We start from the raw sequence: 17,189 nt of genomic DNA, 5'->3' as shown, positions 1-17,189 counted from the left end.
GGATTGGTGGTAGTAAAAGGACTAGTCTGCGGCATCCAGCAAGCTGCTGGAGCGAGCTTCGACAAGCAGTGGCAGGTAATGAATTCGCAACTGGGCGCGATAACGCATCGCGGCGGCCAGCGGAGCGAGCACTATGGGGTAGGTGACTGCCGCCGGAGTGGGTACATCCAGGTTGTTGAGCAACGACAAATCGCCTCCCTGCGCCACGAAGGCGGTCCGCCACATGTAGAAGTCCTTGTGGTTGACGATGCCATCGGAATTCGCGTCGCCGCCGGTTCCCAGCGACACCTCTTGCAGGTAGTTGCTCCGAATAAGCAGGAAATCGTCAATGTCCACGGAGCCGTTGCCATCGACGTCGGCGGTAACCACGCCTGAGAGCTTCACGATCTCCAGGGTGTTGAGGAAGCCCCGCATCTCGCCCACGGTGATTCCTTCGACGACGAGCACCAGATCCTCCCCATCGGCAACGCTGATGGTTTGGGCGAGGAAGCTGTCCTCATGAAACCATTGTTGCGACGTCTCGTTAACCACGAGTGAGGGCGCGAGGCTGCCGTAGCTCGTGACGGAGCTGCTACCCTGCACGGTCGTGGCATAGATGTTGTAGCGTTCCTCGACACTCGTGTTGGTGTTCTTTGCCGTCAAGAATACGTCGTAAGTACCTTCGGACAGACCGCTGATGCGGACGCCCAGGTCGACCTGACTGCCTTTGCCATCGTTGACGAACAGGGCACTGCTGGCGTTGCCGGCGTAGATGTCCGTGTTAAACGCGCTCCCGGAGCTCAGCGTGTTGTAACCCGCCGCGTTCCAGTCGATCGATTGCACGCCGGGCGCGCTCTTGCCGAGATCGACGCTCAGCGATGTGGCCCCGCCGTTGGAGTCGACAATGCCTGCCGAGGTATCACCGGTAATGACGTTCCACGACTCACCCGGGATTCCGCCAAGCAGATGCCCAGGGCTGTTGTCGTCGTCGCTGACCGTGGCACCGAAGTTCAGCAGGATGCCGGGATCGTTGGAAACGTAGCCCGCACCGAGCACCTGCCGGCCGCGGACGAGTCGCGAACGCAAGAGAGCGTAGGGCAGATCCTGCGATGCGATGGATCGTTCGGAGATCAGCGAGGCCGCCGCCCCGGCCGATTGCCCGAGCGTCATGAACACCGGTTCCATGCGCAACGAACCGTAAGCAATGTGACTGGCGCTCACGGCCACCGGCACCAACAGGTTCGATGCTTCTCCAGGACGTGGCACCATGGCATCGTAGCTGATGGGGTAAGGCCCCTCGGCAGGAGCGACCTGCACGTCGCCCTCGTTTTGAACGTGCCCGGCGTCGTCGACGTAGCGCTGCACGTTGTGCGAGTCCATGTTGTAGCCACCCATGCCGACGGAGTTGGTTTGCTCGAAACCTTCCTCTTGGTTCACGTGGTGCTCGTTGATGACGAAGTCGCTCACCATGCGGCGGGCCTCGCGAACGTAAATCTGGTTGGGCCAGTGCCCGTTGTCGGTGAATTCATCCAGCGGCAACCCCCAGTCATCCCAGGCATTGCGAATGCTGGAAGGAATGCGGGGATGGTTCTGCAAGGTCCACACAAAACCGATTTGAAACTCGCGATGGGCCTGCTCCATCTGCTCGCGGGTGGCATAATCGGCCTCTGCGTAGTTCACGCCCGTTTCCAGGCAGTAGTTGCCGCCGATGAAGTCGGTTGAGATGCCGCTGTCGTTGTTCGAGTCGGTCTTGTTGTTGGGCATCGGCGAGAGCTTGAAAAACCGGTCGCTCTGCCCCGCTTCAATCGCCCGAAATAGGATTTCGTAGTCGGCTTCGTTGTAGTTATCGGGCTGAAGAACAGGCGTGCGGTTGGCCGGGTTGTTCGAGAGCACCATGCGGTAGTTGTAGGCTTGTAGCCGCAGATCGCCTTTGCCGTCGACTCCGCCGGCACTGGAATTCACCCCGGGCAAGAGCCCACTGCTCGGATCGCCCGCGACCACATAGGGATCGATGCCCGCCGGCAGTTGGTTCTTGACGGAGTTGGCCGTTTGAATGCCATTGAGCGACTCGTTGTAGCGGCTGTTCGCTTCGCGGCCTACGGTGTAGCTCACCCCGGCAGCTGCCATCAGGTCGCCTTCGTAGGTGGCGTCGATGAATGCTTTGCCTTGAAACGTGCCACCTTCGACCGTGCTAATGGATGAGACGGCCTGCCCACTCATCTCCACACCGTTAGCACGGTCAAGGTGGCCTGCCACTACAGGGATGTTGTGTTCAGCAACCAGGTCGTCGAAGACTTGTTCGGCCACCTTCGGTTCGAAGGTGAACATCATCTCACGCTGATTATCTGGATCGAGATAAGTGCGGCTGGTGTAGTTCTGACGGGTTTCGAGTGTCCAGGCGTCGTCGTCGAGATAGTAATCGTAGATACGGTTGTAAAACTCGCGGCTCAGCCCGCCGATGGAATCGCGGCTGCCGATGTCGGTCCAGCCAAGGCCGTTGGAGGTCAGCCCCCCCAAGCGATGGTCGGGCGAGACAATCACCACCGACTTGCCCATGCGAGCTGCCTCCACCGCCGCGGTGACCGCCGCCGAGGTACCACCGTACACCACGACGTCGTACTGTTCCGCCTGCACAGGCGCCAGCACAGCCAGCGAGGCGAATGCCATCCATAACAGTCGACCAAAGAAGGGCGCGGTGCAGAGATATCGATACCTGATTCGTAGTTTGGGCATGTAGTTCGTTGGCTCTAGCAGCGATGCGATTTCAAAGAATGGAGGCTTCAATCGGTCAGTCGGAAAACGTAAGGTTCCGTGCGATCGGGCTCGACCTCGATGGTGAGTCCGCTGGTGCTGAAGTCGGTGTACCGCCGAGGAATAAGCAGCTTGCCGAGCCCTACTTCGGCGGCGTTCGGGTCGGCAGGTGCCTGGCGGGCGGAGATGCGCACTTTATTCTCGCCAATCCGGGCTCCGGGAGCCTCGCCCAGGGTTTCCAGCTGGAAGGTCCCATCGGATTGGATGCGACCTCGCGCAATCGGTCCGCTGGCTGGCTGAAACATGACGACACCGGTGTTGAGCGGCTGCCCCTTGTAGAACACCTGCCCGCTGACGGGCGCGTATTCATCGCTGGCACCACATCCAGCGATTACCAATAGCGACGGGCCGAGCAGGCCGTACAGGATTCGAGTGGGCTTGCTCAATGCAGGTCCCCCATGGATACGATCTCTCCACCGTCGACTGTGCAGGCGGCTTGGAAGACATCTAGGTTGATGTCGTCGACGATGAACTGCACACTACCGTCGAGCACCGCGAAGTTGGTTCCTCCGGGGTGCAGGCTCGTAAATGGCAAGTGATTGAAGGGCGTCTCATCGGCCTCGCGATCAACCGGCGTATTGGGCGTGAACGCAGCGACCTTGAATTGGTAGCTGACCTTGTCGTCTGGGCTGGAAAGCGTCGGGATGGCCATCCAGGGCCGAATGTTGCCGGGCAAGTCGGAGTACGCACCAGGCAAACGGTCGACGTGAACGAATTCGCCAAACAGCAGGGTGTTGCTGGTGCCATCGACGACCTCGCGCAACTTGCGCCCGCCATCCCCCCAGCCGAAAACACCATTGAGTGGCAGGTCGCCAAACCGGGGTGACGACTCCCGCGGCTGTCGGGGGATAACGAAGGCGCCCCCTGTACCCTGATAAGTTGACAGTGCCCCTTCGGAGTTGGGACTGCCAGGTCTTCTCAACACGGGTTCCTCGGGATAGTTCGGACAGACCAATCCGGGTACGATCTCCATCCGCATCGGGTCGCTGTACGACTGATAGGTGGTGCGATCCAGGTCGATGCGATCGAACAGAGCCTGCTGCTCGAGATAGGGCAGCAGGTAGGTAAACGCGCCGTGCCTGCCCTGACCGGGAGAACCTGGCGGCAACGCGCCGGAGTGGTTGGAGATGTAATTCTGGACCGCGAGGCCCAGTTGTTTCAGCTTGTTGGTACACTGGGCACGCCGGGCCGACTCGCGAGCCGCCTGCACCGCAGGAAGTAGCAAGGCGACCAGGATACCGATAATGGCGATCACCACCAGGAGTTCGACCAAAGTAAAACCGCGCTCTCGTTTATCCATAGTTGCGATGGGACGGCTATCCGTCTGGCTGGACAGTAAAAAAGGAAACCTGCAGAAGCAGGCAGCGCATATCGAGCCGATTGAGGAGAAAATCGGAAACGAGGCCGCCTGACCGTTCTATGGGAGACTCTGCCGGTACCCGGTCGGAGGTGGCGAAAAAAGTTGCACTCTTGAAAAGATCGCTAACATCGACCGTAGAGATTCGCGACCATGCCCCACGGCGCGGAATTTTCGACTTTTTGATCACCTTTTTCGCCACCATCCAGCCACCGTCGGCAGAGTATGGATTGAGGCCTTAACTATGGGCATACCCAACCAAGCTTCGTACGCAGAATCTTCTCTCGACGGGTGCGGCACCGAGCAGATGGACGACAAGCAAATTTCCGACGCTGGTGGTGGAGGCAATGAAAGCGTCGATGTCTTCATTCGCCTGTTGACGGACCACCAAGTCGACCTGCAGGCTTTTATAATGTCGTCGCTGGGCAACCACCCCGACACGCTCGACGTGTTGCAGGCCACTAACATCGCGCTGTGGAAGAAGGCTACCGTTTTTGACTCCAAGGCTCCGTTTCTGCCGTGGGCTATCGGGGTCGCCAAGTACGAGGTGCTCGCCTTCATGCGGAAAAGGCGTCGCGACCGGCATACGTTCTCGCCCGAGGTGGTCGAACTACTGATGGACGTGGCGGCCCAGCGAACCCCCGAGACAAGCTGCCGCAGCCGCGCCCTGATGGAATGCATCAAAGAGCTTCCGGAGCGGAACCGCGAGTTCCTGCAGATTCGCTACGCACAGCAACAATCCGTCCAACAGGTGGCCACCAAGACCGGCAGAACCGTCGATGCTGTGAAGAGCCTGTTTTTGCGAATCCGCCGCGCCTTGGAGCACTGTATCGACCGGCGTCTGGCGATTGATGATCAACTGTAGTGGCCTAGAATCACACGAGCGTATCACAAGATACCGTGGATAACCAACCCGACAATGCGACGCCGGATCGAAGCGCACTCGAAGCGTTACTGGCCACCGTTGCGCTGGGCGAGGCGACTGACGAGCAACTCGACCAATTGAACGATATACTGCTCCGCGACGAGAAAGCTCGCGAGCTGACCTGCGACTTCATGGCCGGCGAAGCCGTTCTGCAGCGGCACTTTCAACTGGTCGATCGAGTCGCCACGCTGCACGGCTCTGCACACGAGTTGCAGGACGCCGCGGACCTGGAGGATGGTCCGACCGACCACCGGTCTTCGTTAAGAACGGGTCCCTGGAATTTGTCACCAAAGACCCGTGGCCTGTTCTGGAGCGTGGGCGTCGCAGCCTGCCTGCTACTGGCGTTGTTCGTCTGGAATGGCGACGACGACGCACCCCAGCCCTCCGATAAGGAAGTTGCCGCCAACGAGTCGGCCGCTTCCCAGCAGGTGGGTACATTGGTGGTCGGTGTACCTCCGCAGGAAGTGCTCGCGAGTCTAGAGAAACATCGCAAGCCGGTTCGTGTGGGGGACACTATCTCGACCGACGACAAAATCACCTTCTTGCACTTCGATTGTGGCGTCGACGTCCTGCTGATGGGGCCAGCCGAATTGAGTGTGGTCTCGCCGATGAGAGCGGAGCTGAGTAAGGGAACGCTGACCGCTCGCGTTGCAGAATCGGCCCACGGATTTCGTATCGACACTCCCAATTCAAAGGTCACCGACCTGGGCACCGAGTTTGGTGTATCGGTGGACGATTCGGGAGTTACCGACACGGTCGTGTTCTCCGGAAAGGTAGCGATGGAGTACCGCCAGTTGCCCACTGCAGAAGAAAGCCGCAGTACTATTCCGCTCCACAAACCGTCGCGAAGCCAACTGCTCACCGAAGGCAACGCGTTGCGTGTCACGCAGGAAGGTCTCGCCGAACGAATCGTGTCGGTTACGCGCTCCGACTACCCGCTGCCCGGCACGACACCCGCCATCTTGCCCGATGCCGGTCCGGTCATTCGCGACGTGTGGGATAACCTATCGACACGCGACACCTCGAAGGCGTACCAGATTGTCCACAATGGCTTCCGCGAGGATGCCGGGGCGTTTGTCGACCGCAAGTACCAATGGAATGGCATTTCGGCCAAGTATGGTCTGCCCAGAGTGCTGCGAGGCGGCGACTACGTGATGCCGTTTTGCGACGACAAAGTGCAGGATCGTATCCAGGTGACCGTCGACCTGGCCCGGCCCGCGCGCTTGTTCGTGCTGCTCGACAATCGATTGAGCATTCCCGGGTGGCTTCGCAGCGAGTTCACGGATACCGGCTACGATGTGGGCATCGATGAAGACGCTTTCTCGGTGGAGCGATCGTGGCAGCAGCTGGGCGAGGGGCCCGGAGTAAGCCTCGAGCGTTCTTGCTCGGTGTGGTATGTCGACGTTCCGAATCCGCATCCCGTTGTGCTGGGCGCGCTCGATCCTCCGATCCATTGGCGGGTGATGTATGGCATTGTGGCCGTACCGCTGGAGGAAGCCCTGAGCACCCGAGACGAACCGGTCGCTAATCATCAGCCGAAGATCGGATCGGGTCTGATCCATCGCGGACTGTTGCCCGAACCCGCGACCATCTGCGAGATCGAGCGAGGCATGCAGTATGGCGAACTGATGATGGGGCTGCCCACGGCCAACGATTTTGGGGCCGTGAAGAACGGACTCTTGTTCCGAGCCGAAACGCTGGATGGACTTTTGCTACCCCATCCCGATACGACCGTGCTGGAAGGCAATGTCGCGCCGGCTCTTAACGATGGCCTGCTTGCCGACTCCTACGACGACCTGAAACACAACTTCTGGTACAATGGCCAGGGGCGTTTCTCTATCGACTTGAAACAATCTACGAAGCTGCAGTCCATCCGCACTTATTCGGTGCATTGGCTCGATCGTAGCTTCCAGAACTTCACGGTCTGGGGTTCCCAATCGGAGAAGATGCCGCCGGTCGACTTCGAAACCGCCGCCGGAGCCAAAGGTTGGGAACTCATCGGCATCGTGAACACCGATGTGCTCGACCCTGGCGGGCTGCACGCCAGCGTGCTATCAGCGGGCGAGGAGGGCATCGGTCCCTATCGCCACCTGCTATGGGTGCTCGAATACGCCGATCGCTCGACGTTCCTGACCGAAATCGACATCTTCGAACTGGGGACGGCTCCCGCTCGGCCGATGCCCTAGAGCGTTGTCCTCTTAGGTGCACCGGTTTGACTTGCTGTCGTGTAGGTCCGCTGCTTTGTCCGCCCGCATCGACGGATAGCAACTCGCCGGCGGCGAAACCACCCTAGCCCAAACCAAACGCCGCAGCGGTCTGGTAGGTCACCAGGGCCGCGCCGTAGGCCAGCACCGTCATGTAGCCGAATTGGAAGGCGGTCCAGCGCCAGCTGCCGGTTTCGCGCTTGGTTACTACTTGGGTAGGCAGGCACTGCATGGCAAGTACATAGAACACCAGCAGGCTCAAGCAAGCGGCCGTGGAGAACACTTTGGTTCCATCGGTGTGAGTGGAGTGACGCAGGCGGTCGGTAAGTGTGGCCGTTTGGTCGTGGTCGACTTCGTCCCCCAGGCCGTACAGTACCGACAGCGTGGAGACGATCACCTCGCGGGCCGCAAAGGAGCTAACCACGCCGATACTCATCTTCCAATCGAATCCCAGCGGGGCGAACACTGGTTCGATGGTCTGGCCGATGTGGCCGGTAATCGAACCTTCCAGCGAGTACTCGGCCATCAAATGTTCGGCAGTTTCGGTGTCGCCAACTTCTTCAAGTTGGATGATGGTCGTTTGCTGCTCGGCAGTCAGGTCCTCAAAGGAAGTCTTGGGATAGGTAGAGGCCGCCCACAGTACGAACGTGATCAGCAGAATGGTCGTGCCGGCGTTCTTGATGAACACCGTAGCCCTATCGTACGTTTGCAGCAGGGCGTTGCGCAGTGAAGGCAGGCGGTAGTTGGGCAGTTCGATCACCAGTGGACGGGTCTCGCCGGGCAGCAGCGTTCGCTTGAACAACCATGCCATGGCCAAGGCTGCGACAATGCCTAAGGCATAAGCGGCGGTGAACACCGTGGCGGCCATCACTGGACTATTGGAAAACAACAGTGCAATCACCAAGGCGTACACGGGCACCCGAGCCGAGCAGGTCATCAGCGGCAGCACCAGAATCGTGGCCAGTCGGTCGCGGCGATCTTCGATGACGCGGGTCGACATAATCGCGGGAATGGCACAAGCGTGCGCCGAGAGCATCGGCACAAACGCCTTGCCGGGCAGGCCCACGCGCTGCATCAGCCGATCCATCACAAACGCGGCACGTGCCAGGTAGCCAGAGTCTTCGAGCAGCGACAGCATGAAAAACAAGATGCAGATTTGTGGCAGAAATACCAGCATGCCACCCACACCGCCGATGATGCCATCGACAATCAGGCTGCGGAAGTCGCCGGCCGGCAGCCAGCGGCCCAGCAGGTCACCAGCCGAGGCCGTGAGTCCCTCGATCCAGTCCATCGGATAGGAGGCCAGACTGTAGATGGTCCAGAACGTGGCAAACATAACGGCGGCAAAGCCAATGAGTCCTACCACTCGGTGAGTCAGGAAGCGATCGATCTTCTCGGTAGTGCGTCCCAACGTGACCGAAGGATCACCGGCCGCGCGTCGAGCCACCGACTCGGCCCAATCGTACCGCCGGGAGAACGCGCAACCAGCGCACCCCGAGCAGGCACACTGCGTTTGCACCGGCAGCCCCACTGGCGAGCCTACTAACTTGCCGATGGCCGAGTTCAGTTCGCTGAATCCTTCGCCAGAGCGGGCCGAGACAGGCAGCACCGGGCAACCGAGGTCGTGTTCGAGCTTTTTGCGGTCGATATGAACGCCATGCTTGGTGGCCAGGTCCATCATGTTCAGCGCCACTAGCATCGGCCGCTCGGTGGACCGCGACGCTTCGATCAGTTGACTGGCGAGGAACAGGTTGCGTTCGAGATTCGTGGCGTCGATCACCAGCACCAGGGCGTCCGGCTTTACGGGACCTTCGCCCACAACGACCTGACGGGCGACGCGCTCGTCGGGCGTCGTGGCATCCAGGCTGTACAAGCCAGGCAGATCGATAAGCTCGGCCGAATGGCCGGCGATGCGCACCCGGCCGCGACGGTGTTCGACCGTGGTGCCGGCAAAGTTGGCGGTCTGAGCGCGAAGACCAGTGAGGCGGTTGAACAGCGAGGTCTTGCCCGAATTAGGATTGCCCACCAGAGCGATTACAGGTCCGCGCGCGGCGCTGCCCGAATCGTTCGCAACCGGTAACGGCGCGTCCTTGGTCGGCGTTGGAGCTGGCGCGGCAGTGCTCATGCTTCAGATGGAGGGGAAGGAAGACACTCGAGCTCGACGTATACAGTATCGGCCAGCCTGGAGGACATACCGACTCGTGACCCGACCACACACACGATCAATGGATCGCCGTTTTGAATCAGGGACAGGCGGCGTCCGCGGCACACTCCCATGGCCTTGAGCCGGTCGGCATCCTGCGACTCGGCATCCACGCGGACCACGCGAAACACCCCACCTGCGGGGGCCTCGGAAAGGCGGGCGGGTTGGGTGGAGGTGGGAGGCATAAATGCTTGGCGGCCGCTTTTAATGAGACTGCGTCTCAATTCAGCTCCTATCGTACCGTTCCACGCATTTGTGTGGCAAGGGGCAAACTGCGAGTAAACTCTAACTTCATGCCAGAGCTGCCTGATGTGACCGTGTACTGCGAAGCACTCCAGCGACATTACGCTGGGAGGGTGCTAGTGCGCGTGGATATCCGCAGTCCCTTCGTCGTGCGGACCTTCGAGCCCGACATCCATGAGCTAGCTGGGCGCGGGGTGGAGGGCTTCCGTCGCATTGGCAAGCGCATCGTCTGGACATTCTCCGATTCGCTGTATCTGGTAATGCACCTGATGATCGCCGGCCGCTTACATGAGCGTTCCGCTGGTCGACGCCCCACCGGCAGAAACGATCTAGCGGCCTTTCACTTTGCCAGCAGTGCCGGCGGCCCAATCGAGCGAACATTGATGCTCACCGAGCAAGGCAGCAAACGGCAAGCGTCGCTGGTGGTGCTAGCAGGTCTGACGGAAGTCGACGCCCTCGATCCGGGTGGACTGGAAGTCGCTGGGGCAACACTGCCCGAGTTCCGCGAGCGACTGACCAGCGAAAACCACACCCTCAAGCGGGCACTCACCGATCCACGCATACTTGCGGGTATTGGCAACGCCTACAGCGACGAGATCCTGCATGCTGCGGGGCTGTCTCCCATCAAATGGACCAGCAAGCTGACGGAAGATGAGTTCGAGAGACTATTCGAAGCAACCCGCAACCAGTTGACGCACTGGACAGACCTGCTGCGCGAGGAGGTTGGCGATGGATTCCCCGAACGCGTCACGGCCTTCCGTCCGCAGATGGCCGTGCACGGTCGCTACGGCGAGGCCTGTCCCGTTTGCGGTGGCAAGGTGGCCCGCATACGATATGCGACGCGCGAGACAAATTATTGCCCCCAGTGTCAGACGGAGGGAAAGCTGCTGGCCGATCGTTCGTTGTCGCGGCTGCTCAAAGGCGACTGGGAAAAACTGATGGGAGATGAAGAGAATCGATGAACCAATCATTGCCTGAGCAGTTGATTGGCCACAGTTGCTGGGACGTCGCTCTTGCGTTCAAAAGAGCGGTCGGCTGGGTCGGTGCCGTATCAAAGATAGCTAATAGTTCACAACCGACCGCTACTTCGGGGAGGGGATGCCAGCCCCGTGTGAGGACCCGCTGCTAGTGCCATGAACAAATGCCCGTGGCGTCGTTTCGACATGGGGGACTCGACAAACATGTCGCGAGCGACGTCGCGCGCCAGATTGACTGGCACTAGTGCAGCGAATCCTGGATGAAAGTTTCGGACACAGGACGTTCGGCAATGCGTCCCACTTCGTCTTGGGTGCGACGCTGTCCGACTGTGTGCCAGGCACTCACGCCCTTGAGTTCGGGCATGATTTCCACCAATTGCTCGATGAGCATCAGCGACATTCGCTCGATGCCTTTGTCTTTGGTCGATTCATGTATGGCCTGTGCGGTTTTCATCACTCTCAACATGCGTGCTCGAGTAAGCACGGGGCTGGAGAGTGGTGCATCGCAGTCGACCAGCAGGCTCGCCAGCGGGACCTCGAGTGCTTGTTGCCAGGCCACTAGCTGCGATAGCGTAAGGTTAAAGTACGGGTCTTCCTGACGGCGTACCTCTTCGGCAGAAAGCCCCAGCTTGCGCGTGATGCTGCGCACCGAAACCCCCTGTTGCCGACGTACTTCGGCAACTCGATGGCGAGGGCGTTTCTCGTTGGTCGATGGCAGTGGCAGTGGAGTTTCTCCCGACTTCACGGTATCCCAATTGTCAGCAACGCTCATCTTGGTTGCCTCCTTCTCTCGTTCCGGAAAAGATGCTCATGCAAATGCCGCACCTCGCAAAAGGTGAAAGCCGCAAATGCATTGGGCCCCGACTAACATGGAGTTGTCGGTGCGGTTTCTCTGTTCATTCAGGCCCATTTAGTCCCCAACTGATACGCACCAAGGCGATCAATAGACGCACTTAAATCAAGAGAAGCACCAGATAAATCCGAAGCTGCATGCGGCTTCGTGCGTCATACTAGTTCGCCTGACGTTTCTCAGCCCAATCTGAGACTGTCATGCCGTTGGCCGCGTGCCCGGCATAGAGCTTTGTGCGGCAGACACCTCGCTGCCTGCGAGGCTGATGAGGACGTTGTCGCCCCTCACCGAAGCAATACTACAAGGCGAAAAAACGGCGGGCAAGAATGCCATCACCGGATAAGAAAACCCACAAAAAAAGGTTTGCGGGCGGCCGTTCAATAATGAGACGATCGCCTCGGTCGCCCGCGACCCGACTGTAGGATTCTGCGGCGCGCGGTGAAGGCCACTGTATTGAAATGGCGCAGCCAACTTTTTTTGGCCTTTTTTTCCGAAATCGCCGCCAACTGGTCGACTTCGGTTCACCGTGGTCGCTATCGAGGTTTATTCGCCCAAGGCAAAGTTGGCCAACGCTCCCATGAAGTTGGGACGCGGCAGCGGAGGAATCACGCCGACACCCTGCTTCTGCTGCCGTTGATCGCGGCGCGCGAGCTGACGTTCGTCACTGCTGCTGGCAGCCATGAGTCGCTGAAAGCCGGAAAGTCGCGAGTGAGCTGATGCCATCGCGTCATGCATGGTCGAGACTCGCAGGTCGTCGATGCTCGTCGGCTCTGCGATCCCATTGCCGCGGCGTTGCGGTTGTTGTTCCTGCCACAGTTGGCGAATCTGGTTGGCATCAATACGAGAGGCACCGTCATGCACCAGCACGAACTCGCCCGCCAGTTCCCGCCGCAGCGAGCTCAGCGCGGTTCCCAGCCCTTGTCGTACCGCGTGACGGACGACGCGGATCTGCGGATACCGCATCGCCAGTTCGTTGGCGACATCGTAAGTGTCGTCGTTCGAGCCGTCGTCGACGACAACTACCTGCATAGCACGGACAATCTCGCCGGCCACCTCCAGCACATCGGCCACGTCGCGGGCCAGGGTTGCTTCGGCGTTGTGGACCGGTAACACAATCGTCAGCTTGTCAGTCACGGATCGATTCTCCTGCCACGAGGAACTGGGAGGGGTGTGGCGCGCAATGCGGGGCGAGCACCAGGACACTTGCGATTGAGAGGTGCGTAAAATTGCTATCGGAGTTTGCACCCAAAGAAATTCAACCCCAGCGAAAAACCTCGGGTTGAGCGAGCAATTCCACCAGAATGGATGCTGAGGGTCGGACGCAATGTCCGGCGCGAGTGTCGCCAGTGCTGATTGTACCGCTGGTTGGCGGTAACCCGTTCGGGTATGCTCAGTCTAGTAGGACTTTTGACTCCGAATCTCCCCGCAATTCGCCTAAAACCCATGTCTCAGGAAGTTCAACCCGACTTCGCCAAATCTGACGGACTCGTGCCCGTGGTGGTGCAGCAAGTGGGCACAGGTGAAGTGTTGATGCTGGCTTACATGAATCGCGAGGCCTACGACGAGACGCTCGCGACGGGCAGGGCTGTGTACTACAGTCGCAGCCGTGGTGGGCTATGGCGCAAAGGAGAGTCGAGCGGCAATATTCAGCAGGTGCGGCGAGTGCGAATCGACTGCGACCGCGATACCCTGCTGTTAGAGGTCGACCAAGTGGGCGGTGCTGCTTGCCACGAAGGTTACCCGTCTTGCTTCTTTCGGGAGATCACCCCCGCCGGGGCGACGATTATTTCCCAGCGGGTGTTCGATCCCAGCGAAGTTTACAAGCAAACAGAATAAAACCAATTTCGAGTACCACGATGAGCTTTCAAGCCGCATTGGATGCATTGAACCTGGAACTGCCTCCCGCCCCCAAGGCTATTGGCTTGTACCGCCCTGTGATTGTGGTGGGCAATCTGGCGTATACCTCGGGGCACGGACCGCTGATGCCCGATGGCAAGCTTACTACCGGCCGGGTGGGAGATCAGCTAACTGTGGAGCAGGGTTACGAGGCGGCGCGGCAAACGGGCCTCGCCACGTTGGCCACTTTGAAAGATAATTTCGGTTCGCTCGATCGGGTGGCCCGCTTGGTGAAGACTTTCGGCTTAGTGCACGCCACGCCCGACTTCACCGACCATCCGGCCGTGATCAACGGATTCAGTGAATTGATGCGGGAAGTGTTCGGCGAGGACTGCGGTATCGCTGCTCGCAGTGCGGTGGGCGCCGCTTCGTTGCCCGCTGGCATGTCCGTGGAAGTGGAGGCGGTGTTCGAACTGGTGGGCTAGCGTGTTGCCGCCGCTTTAGAACTCGACGGTTTGCGGATCGATGGCCAGCGTAAGTGGCGGAACCGGTACGGGCAGCGCGCCGTCGTGATGGAACGTCCGACTTTCGCCCAGCTTGAGGGCTTCGTCCTGGCACTCCTTCAGCCGGGACATCACCGCACCATGATCTTTGGCGTCGTTCGTGTCGGTCAGTGAGCACACGAGAGATGCGTACAAATTGGTGTCGGCGCGACAAAATGTCGTTTCTTTCACTTGTTGGCGAAGCCGTTCGCAGCGCTCGTTGGCTTCGGCCACGTTGTCCCCTGGCAGCGTGACAAGCAGATCCCCGTCGGGTGTCATTGTTACTCGCTGGCCTGGACCGAGCTCCTTGGCGACAATGTCTTGAACACACTGTAGCATTGCCTGGGTGTGTTCGAGTTCGTCATCTCCGTCGAGCTGCAGCGACAGGGTCGCTACCTGAAGTGGATTGTTGTCGACCGGCTCCGCAATCGCCTCGTCGATCGACTTAATCAGTTCATCCATCAGTGCGAGGGAGTCACTGGCGGACCGAACGGGTGCGGCTTCGTCGTCGTCTTCGCTCGTTTCGCTGGCAATGAATCGTTTGTTCGACTTGGTCACTTCGTCCGGCTCCGTTTTCTGGCCGAACGATAGTTCGTTTGCCGGCTCCGCGTCTTTAGTGGCTTGGGCTGAGTTGACGTTATCGGCGGTTTCGGGAATTGACGCTGCCAGTTCGGCGGCCGATCCAAGAAGTTGCTCGTTGGACTCCATCAGCTTCCGTCGCACGACCTCGGTGTCGATGTCGGCCAGAATTTCATCGATCTCTTGGTTAGCCCGACGGACGTCATCGGTCTGTTTGTTCAAGAGTTCACGCACACTTTCGTCAGTGGCCGACAGATCTTTGTCGTCGGCGCTGTTGAGCGATTCCACCGCCTCGGACGTTTGATCGAGGTAGGCGTTATTCGCCTGCTTCATCTCGTCGGCAAATTCATCCACCGCCTCGCGATCTTCCTTGGCTTCGGCCAGCTTCCCGCTGACTGTTTCCAGCTTCTGTTTGAAGCCAGCAATACCGTCGAGAATAAACCGGTAGCTGTCTTCGCTCGACGATACTTCTATGGCAGGCTGGTCGGGCTCTGCGGCGGTGTCCATTTCTGGCGCCGGGGCTCCTTCGACCGGTGCCTCTACCGTGACTTTCTCGGGGGCGGGTTCCGGTTTCGGCTGTGGATCTGGCTCAGCAGGCGATCTGGGGGGCTCGGCCACGGGCAGGCCAAGTGGCTCTTCGTGGTCTTCTTCACGATCTCGGCGCGATGGAATGCCTGGTAGCACCCCGATGTACACCCCCAGCGCATACCCGATGCACAGGTTCAGCGAGGCGATGAAGGCGATGTACGCGGCCATCTTGGATCGATCCAGCTAGACGTGGCAGCCATGCAAACTCCCCCGGCCGCTCATATAAAGGCCGGGCGTGCTGAAGAGTAGCTCACGTACTATCTGGATATCGGAGCTGGTCATCCACCTTTCGCATGGCCGCAGCGGCACTGGTCGACTGCTGTGGATGGATTGGTTTGAGACGATTGTACCACCATGCACACGGCACCGTGCCGATCGTACTACCGCATGACGTTGCCAAGTTCTTCCACAAACTGAGGTGAAACTCGATCTAGCTGAAGAATAACGCTCTTGCCGTTGGGGTCCCGCGGACGAACGATCACGGTGACCTCCGAATCCACGGCGCGACGCGCAATTTCCTGCAAGGCTGCCCGCTCGCGACCAGATAGTTCCGACGGCTGAGCGGCAGGCGCTCCGGCGGCAGGCGGCGTGTCGGCGGGTTGCGGTGGAAAAACCGACATCGAACGGTCGTTTTCGCTAGGAGTCTGACCACGCGCTTCGAGTCGGTTCGACGATGTGTCCGGCAACGGAGTTAATGCACCGGTTTGGGCAACTCCTCTCGAACTCGATGGCCGACTGTAGACGTTCTGCAGGCCCAACGCGTCGAGCCCCACGTGCACCGAGGCGAGGCCCGAGTACAGGCCTTCGTCGCCTTCGTTGTCCGCGGCGAAGCACACGCCGATCAATTCGCCACGGCTGTTGAACAGTCCACCGCCGCTACGGCCCTGAACCGGCGCACCGGATGTTTCTACATTGGGCGCGCCGTTGTATCGATTGACGGCTGTCACGCGCGAATCACGCACGGTGGGGTCTGCCCCGCGATCGCAGCCAACGCTATACACGCGGTCGTTGGTTTTTTCGACAAAGCTGGCGGCCACGGGCGCCACTTTAGCGGGTTGGGTGGGACGGAAGGCAACCAGGGCCACGTCGCGATCCAGGTCGCAGTACAGCAGTTGGCCTACCGAGCGGTCCTTCACCTCCAGTCCGGCGGGAGTGACGGTAAACTGTTCGACAACGATTTGAGCCTCAAACTTCTCGTTCGAAGACTGCTGCTGCGTGGTGTCGCAGCGAAACAGGTGGCCACAGGTAACGATCAGAGCGTCCTCTTTCAGCGTGTCGACAATGGTGCCGGTGCCGTACGACTTGCCGGTGGAGTCTTCCACGGTGATGCGAACGCTCGATTCCAGCAGTTTCTTGGCGATGCCCTGTCCTGGCGGCACCTCGTTGGGAGGGCCCGCGAGACCTGTCTCCTCCAGCGGGCGATTGGGCAGCGAAGGCGCGGCTTGAGCCCCGCCATCCCATCCCATGGGCTTGGTAGGCTGGCGCTGTCCTGGCCTTACACCTGCGGCAGCGAACATGCGCTGGATGCTGTTGCGATCGCCGCCGAGTTGTCGAGCCGCTTCCTGGCCATCTTGCACCATGATCAGGCAAGGAACGCGGTCCACGCGATGGCGAGAAGCTAACGCCGGGTGCTCCATGATGTCGACGTGGCGAATGGGATAGCCCTCGCTCTCCATCGCGGCGAGCGTTGGTTTCAGCTGTTGGCACGGGCCACAGTAAGGACTGGAGAACACCCACAACTCGGTCTTGGCACTGGCCGGCACCGCGAGAACTATTGCCGCCAGGGTTAGTGCCGCGACGTACCATTTGTGGGAGAACTTTTGTCGAGCCATTGATTCCCTCCTTGGAATCCGTGTTGCAACCGCCCACCCGTTGCCCTTGCCCCTAAGCTGGGACTCGCCAGACCGGGCATTCGCTTCCTGCGAAGGCCAAGCTAGCCGAACAACGGTGCGTGACATCGAGTTCACTGGCCGATCGAACAGCAACCAAGCTGTCCGTTTGCCGGCCAGGGGCGGCAATGTCGCGGACTTTAACAAAAGTGGCAAGATCATTCTGAAAAGTGCACTGCTAGCATGCACCCGCCCGCCAAACACAT

14 protein-coding genes are annotated in these 17,189 nt (G+C 59.8%); 5 read left to right on the top strand and 9 right to left on the bottom strand.

Translation table 11 applies throughout. The features are described from left to right. Nucleotides 1–21 precede the first annotated feature (21 nt). Genes NG895_RS24745 through NG895_RS24735 form a run of 3 tightly spaced genes read right to left on the bottom strand, consistent with a single transcriptional unit; the run spans nucleotide 22 to nucleotide 4,090 of the window. Nucleotides 22–2,712, bottom strand: coding sequence for an FAD-dependent oxidoreductase (locus NG895_RS24745; protein ID WP_252855232.1), 2,691 nt, complete (start codon nucleotides 2,710–2,712; stop codon nucleotides 22–24). Nucleotides 2,713–2,759: 47 nt separating this feature from the next. Beyond that, complete coding sequence (locus NG895_RS24740; RefSeq protein ID WP_252855231.1) at nucleotides 2,760–3,176, bottom strand: hypothetical protein; 417 nt, start codon at nucleotides 3,174–3,176, stop codon at nucleotides 2,760–2,762. After that, nucleotides 3,173–4,090, bottom strand: a complete 918-nt coding sequence (locus NG895_RS24735) for a DUF1559 domain-containing protein (RefSeq protein WP_252855230.1) — start codon at nucleotides 4,088–4,090, stop codon at nucleotides 3,173–3,175. The genes NG895_RS24740 and NG895_RS24735 overlap by 4 nt, the downstream gene beginning before the upstream one ends. 301 nt (nucleotides 4,091–4,391) lie before the next feature. Between NG895_RS24735 and NG895_RS24730 the strand changes: the two genes are divergently transcribed. Both NG895_RS24730 and NG895_RS24725 read left to right on the top strand, forming a co-directional pair. Next, nucleotides 4,392–5,012 carry a sigma-70 family RNA polymerase sigma factor gene (locus NG895_RS24730; protein ID WP_252855229.1) on the top strand — a complete coding sequence of 207 codons (621 nt, stop codon included), beginning with the start codon at nucleotides 4,392–4,394 and terminating at the stop codon, nucleotides 5,010–5,012. Nucleotides 5,013–5,047: 35 nt separating this feature from the next. Beyond that, on the top strand, nucleotides 5,048–7,258 hold the full coding sequence (locus tag NG895_RS24725) for a FecR domain-containing protein (protein WP_252855228.1): 2,211 nt from the start codon (nucleotides 5,048–5,050) through the stop codon (nucleotides 7,256–7,258). 103 nt (nucleotides 7,259–7,361) lie between these two features. Here the strand turns inward: NG895_RS24725 and feoB are convergent, their stop codons facing one another. Together feoB and NG895_RS24715 are read right to left on the bottom strand one after the other, a co-directional pair. Further along, nucleotides 7,362–9,401 (bottom strand): ferrous iron transport protein B, encoded by a 2,040-nt coding sequence (gene feoB / locus NG895_RS24720; RefSeq protein WP_252855227.1) that lies wholly within the window; start codon nucleotides 9,399–9,401, stop codon nucleotides 7,362–7,364. Continuing rightward, nucleotides 9,398–9,664 (bottom strand): FeoA family protein, encoded by a 267-nt coding sequence (locus tag NG895_RS24715; RefSeq protein ID WP_252855226.1) that lies wholly within the window; start codon nucleotides 9,662–9,664, stop codon nucleotides 9,398–9,400. The genes feoB and NG895_RS24715 overlap by 4 nt, the downstream gene beginning before the upstream one ends. A gap of 108 nt (nucleotides 9,665–9,772) precedes the next feature. On the opposite strand from NG895_RS24715, the gene NG895_RS24710 reads away from it, so the two are divergent. Continuing rightward, the gene (locus NG895_RS24710) at nucleotides 9,773–10,684 is read left to right on the top strand and encodes an Fpg/Nei family DNA glycosylase (protein ID WP_252855225.1); all 912 of its coding nucleotides are present in this window, start codon (nucleotides 9,773–9,775) and stop codon (nucleotides 10,682–10,684) included. Between the two features lie 256 nt (nucleotides 10,685–10,940). Here NG895_RS24710 and NG895_RS24705 read toward each other — a convergent pair whose 3' ends face one another. Together NG895_RS24705 and NG895_RS24700 are read right to left on the bottom strand one after the other, a co-directional pair. After that, nucleotides 10,941–11,471, bottom strand: coding sequence for a hypothetical protein (locus NG895_RS24705; protein WP_252855224.1), 531 nt, complete (start codon nucleotides 11,469–11,471; stop codon nucleotides 10,941–10,943). Between the two features lie 621 nt (nucleotides 11,472–12,092). Further along, complete coding sequence (locus tag NG895_RS24700; protein ID WP_252855223.1) at nucleotides 12,093–12,683, bottom strand: glycosyltransferase family 2 protein; 591 nt, start codon at nucleotides 12,681–12,683, stop codon at nucleotides 12,093–12,095. Nucleotides 12,684–12,992: 309 nt separating this feature from the next. Between NG895_RS24700 and hisI the strand changes: the two genes are divergently transcribed. After that, nucleotides 12,993–13,385, top strand: coding sequence for a phosphoribosyl-AMP cyclohydrolase (hisI, locus tag NG895_RS24695; protein WP_252855222.1), 393 nt, complete (start codon nucleotides 12,993–12,995; stop codon nucleotides 13,383–13,385). 20 nt (nucleotides 13,386–13,405) lie between these two features. After that, the gene (locus tag NG895_RS24690) at nucleotides 13,406–13,870 is read left to right on the top strand and encodes a RidA family protein (protein ID WP_252855221.1); all 465 of its coding nucleotides are present in this window, start codon (nucleotides 13,406–13,408) and stop codon (nucleotides 13,868–13,870) included. Nucleotides 13,871–13,885: 15 nt separating this feature from the next. On the opposite strand, the gene NG895_RS24685 is transcribed toward NG895_RS24690, so the two are convergent. Both NG895_RS24685 and NG895_RS24680 read right to left on the bottom strand, forming a co-directional pair. Next, nucleotides 13,886–15,262 carry an MSCRAMM family adhesin gene (locus NG895_RS24685; protein ID WP_252855220.1) on the bottom strand — a complete coding sequence of 459 codons (1,377 nt, stop codon included), beginning with the start codon at nucleotides 15,260–15,262 and terminating at the stop codon, nucleotides 13,886–13,888. A 212-nt stretch (nucleotides 15,263–15,474) separates the two neighbouring features. Then, entirely contained in the window at nucleotides 15,475–16,926 is a 1,452-nt protein-coding gene (locus NG895_RS24680; protein ID WP_252855219.1) for a trypsin-like peptidase domain-containing protein, read from the bottom strand. Nucleotides 16,927–17,189 lie beyond the last annotated feature (263 nt).

Source organism: Aeoliella straminimaris, from assembly GCF_024054565.1.
Lineage (GTDB): Bacteria > Planctomycetota > Planctomycetia > Pirellulales > Lacipirellulaceae > Aeoliella > Aeoliella straminimaris.
This window is presented reverse-complemented; position numbering and strand designations above follow the sequence as displayed.

What these genes read in the sequence shown, in the direction of transcription:
- NG895_RS24715 (WP_252855226.1), bottom strand. Translation starts at nt 9,664, where the DNA reads ATGCCTCCCACCTCCACCCAACCCGCCCGCCTTTCCGAGGCCCCCGCA.
- NG895_RS24730 (WP_252855229.1), top strand. Translation starts at nt 4,392, where the DNA reads ATGGGCATACCCAACCAAGCTTCGTACGCAGAATCTTCTCTCGACGGG.
- NG895_RS24690 (WP_252855221.1), top strand. Translation starts at nt 13,406, where the DNA reads ATGAGCTTTCAAGCCGCATTGGATGCATTGAACCTGGAACTGCCTCCC.
- NG895_RS24735 (WP_252855230.1), bottom strand. Translation starts at nt 4,090, where the DNA reads ATGGATAAACGAGAGCGCGGTTTTACTTTGGTCGAACTCCTGGTGGTG.
- NG895_RS24745 (WP_252855232.1), bottom strand. Translation starts at nt 2,712, where the DNA reads ATGCCCAAACTACGAATCAGGTATCGATATCTCTGCACCGCGCCCTTC.
- NG895_RS24710 (WP_252855225.1), top strand. Translation starts at nt 9,773, where the DNA reads ATGCCAGAGCTGCCTGATGTGACCGTGTACTGCGAAGCACTCCAGCGA.
- hisI (WP_252855222.1), top strand. Translation starts at nt 12,993, where the DNA reads ATGTCTCAGGAAGTTCAACCCGACTTCGCCAAATCTGACGGACTCGTG.
- NG895_RS24680 (WP_252855219.1), bottom strand. Translation starts at nt 16,926, where the DNA reads ATGGCTCGACAAAAGTTCTCCCACAAATGGTACGTCGCGGCACTAACC.
- feoB (WP_252855227.1), bottom strand. Translation starts at nt 9,401, where the DNA reads ATGAGCACTGCCGCGCCAGCTCCAACGCCGACCAAGGACGCGCCGTTA.
- NG895_RS24685 (WP_252855220.1), bottom strand. Translation starts at nt 15,262, where the DNA reads ATGGCCGCGTACATCGCCTTCATCGCCTCGCTGAACCTGTGCATCGGG.
- NG895_RS24705 (WP_252855224.1), bottom strand. Translation starts at nt 11,471, where the DNA reads ATGAGCGTTGCTGACAATTGGGATACCGTGAAGTCGGGAGAAACTCCA.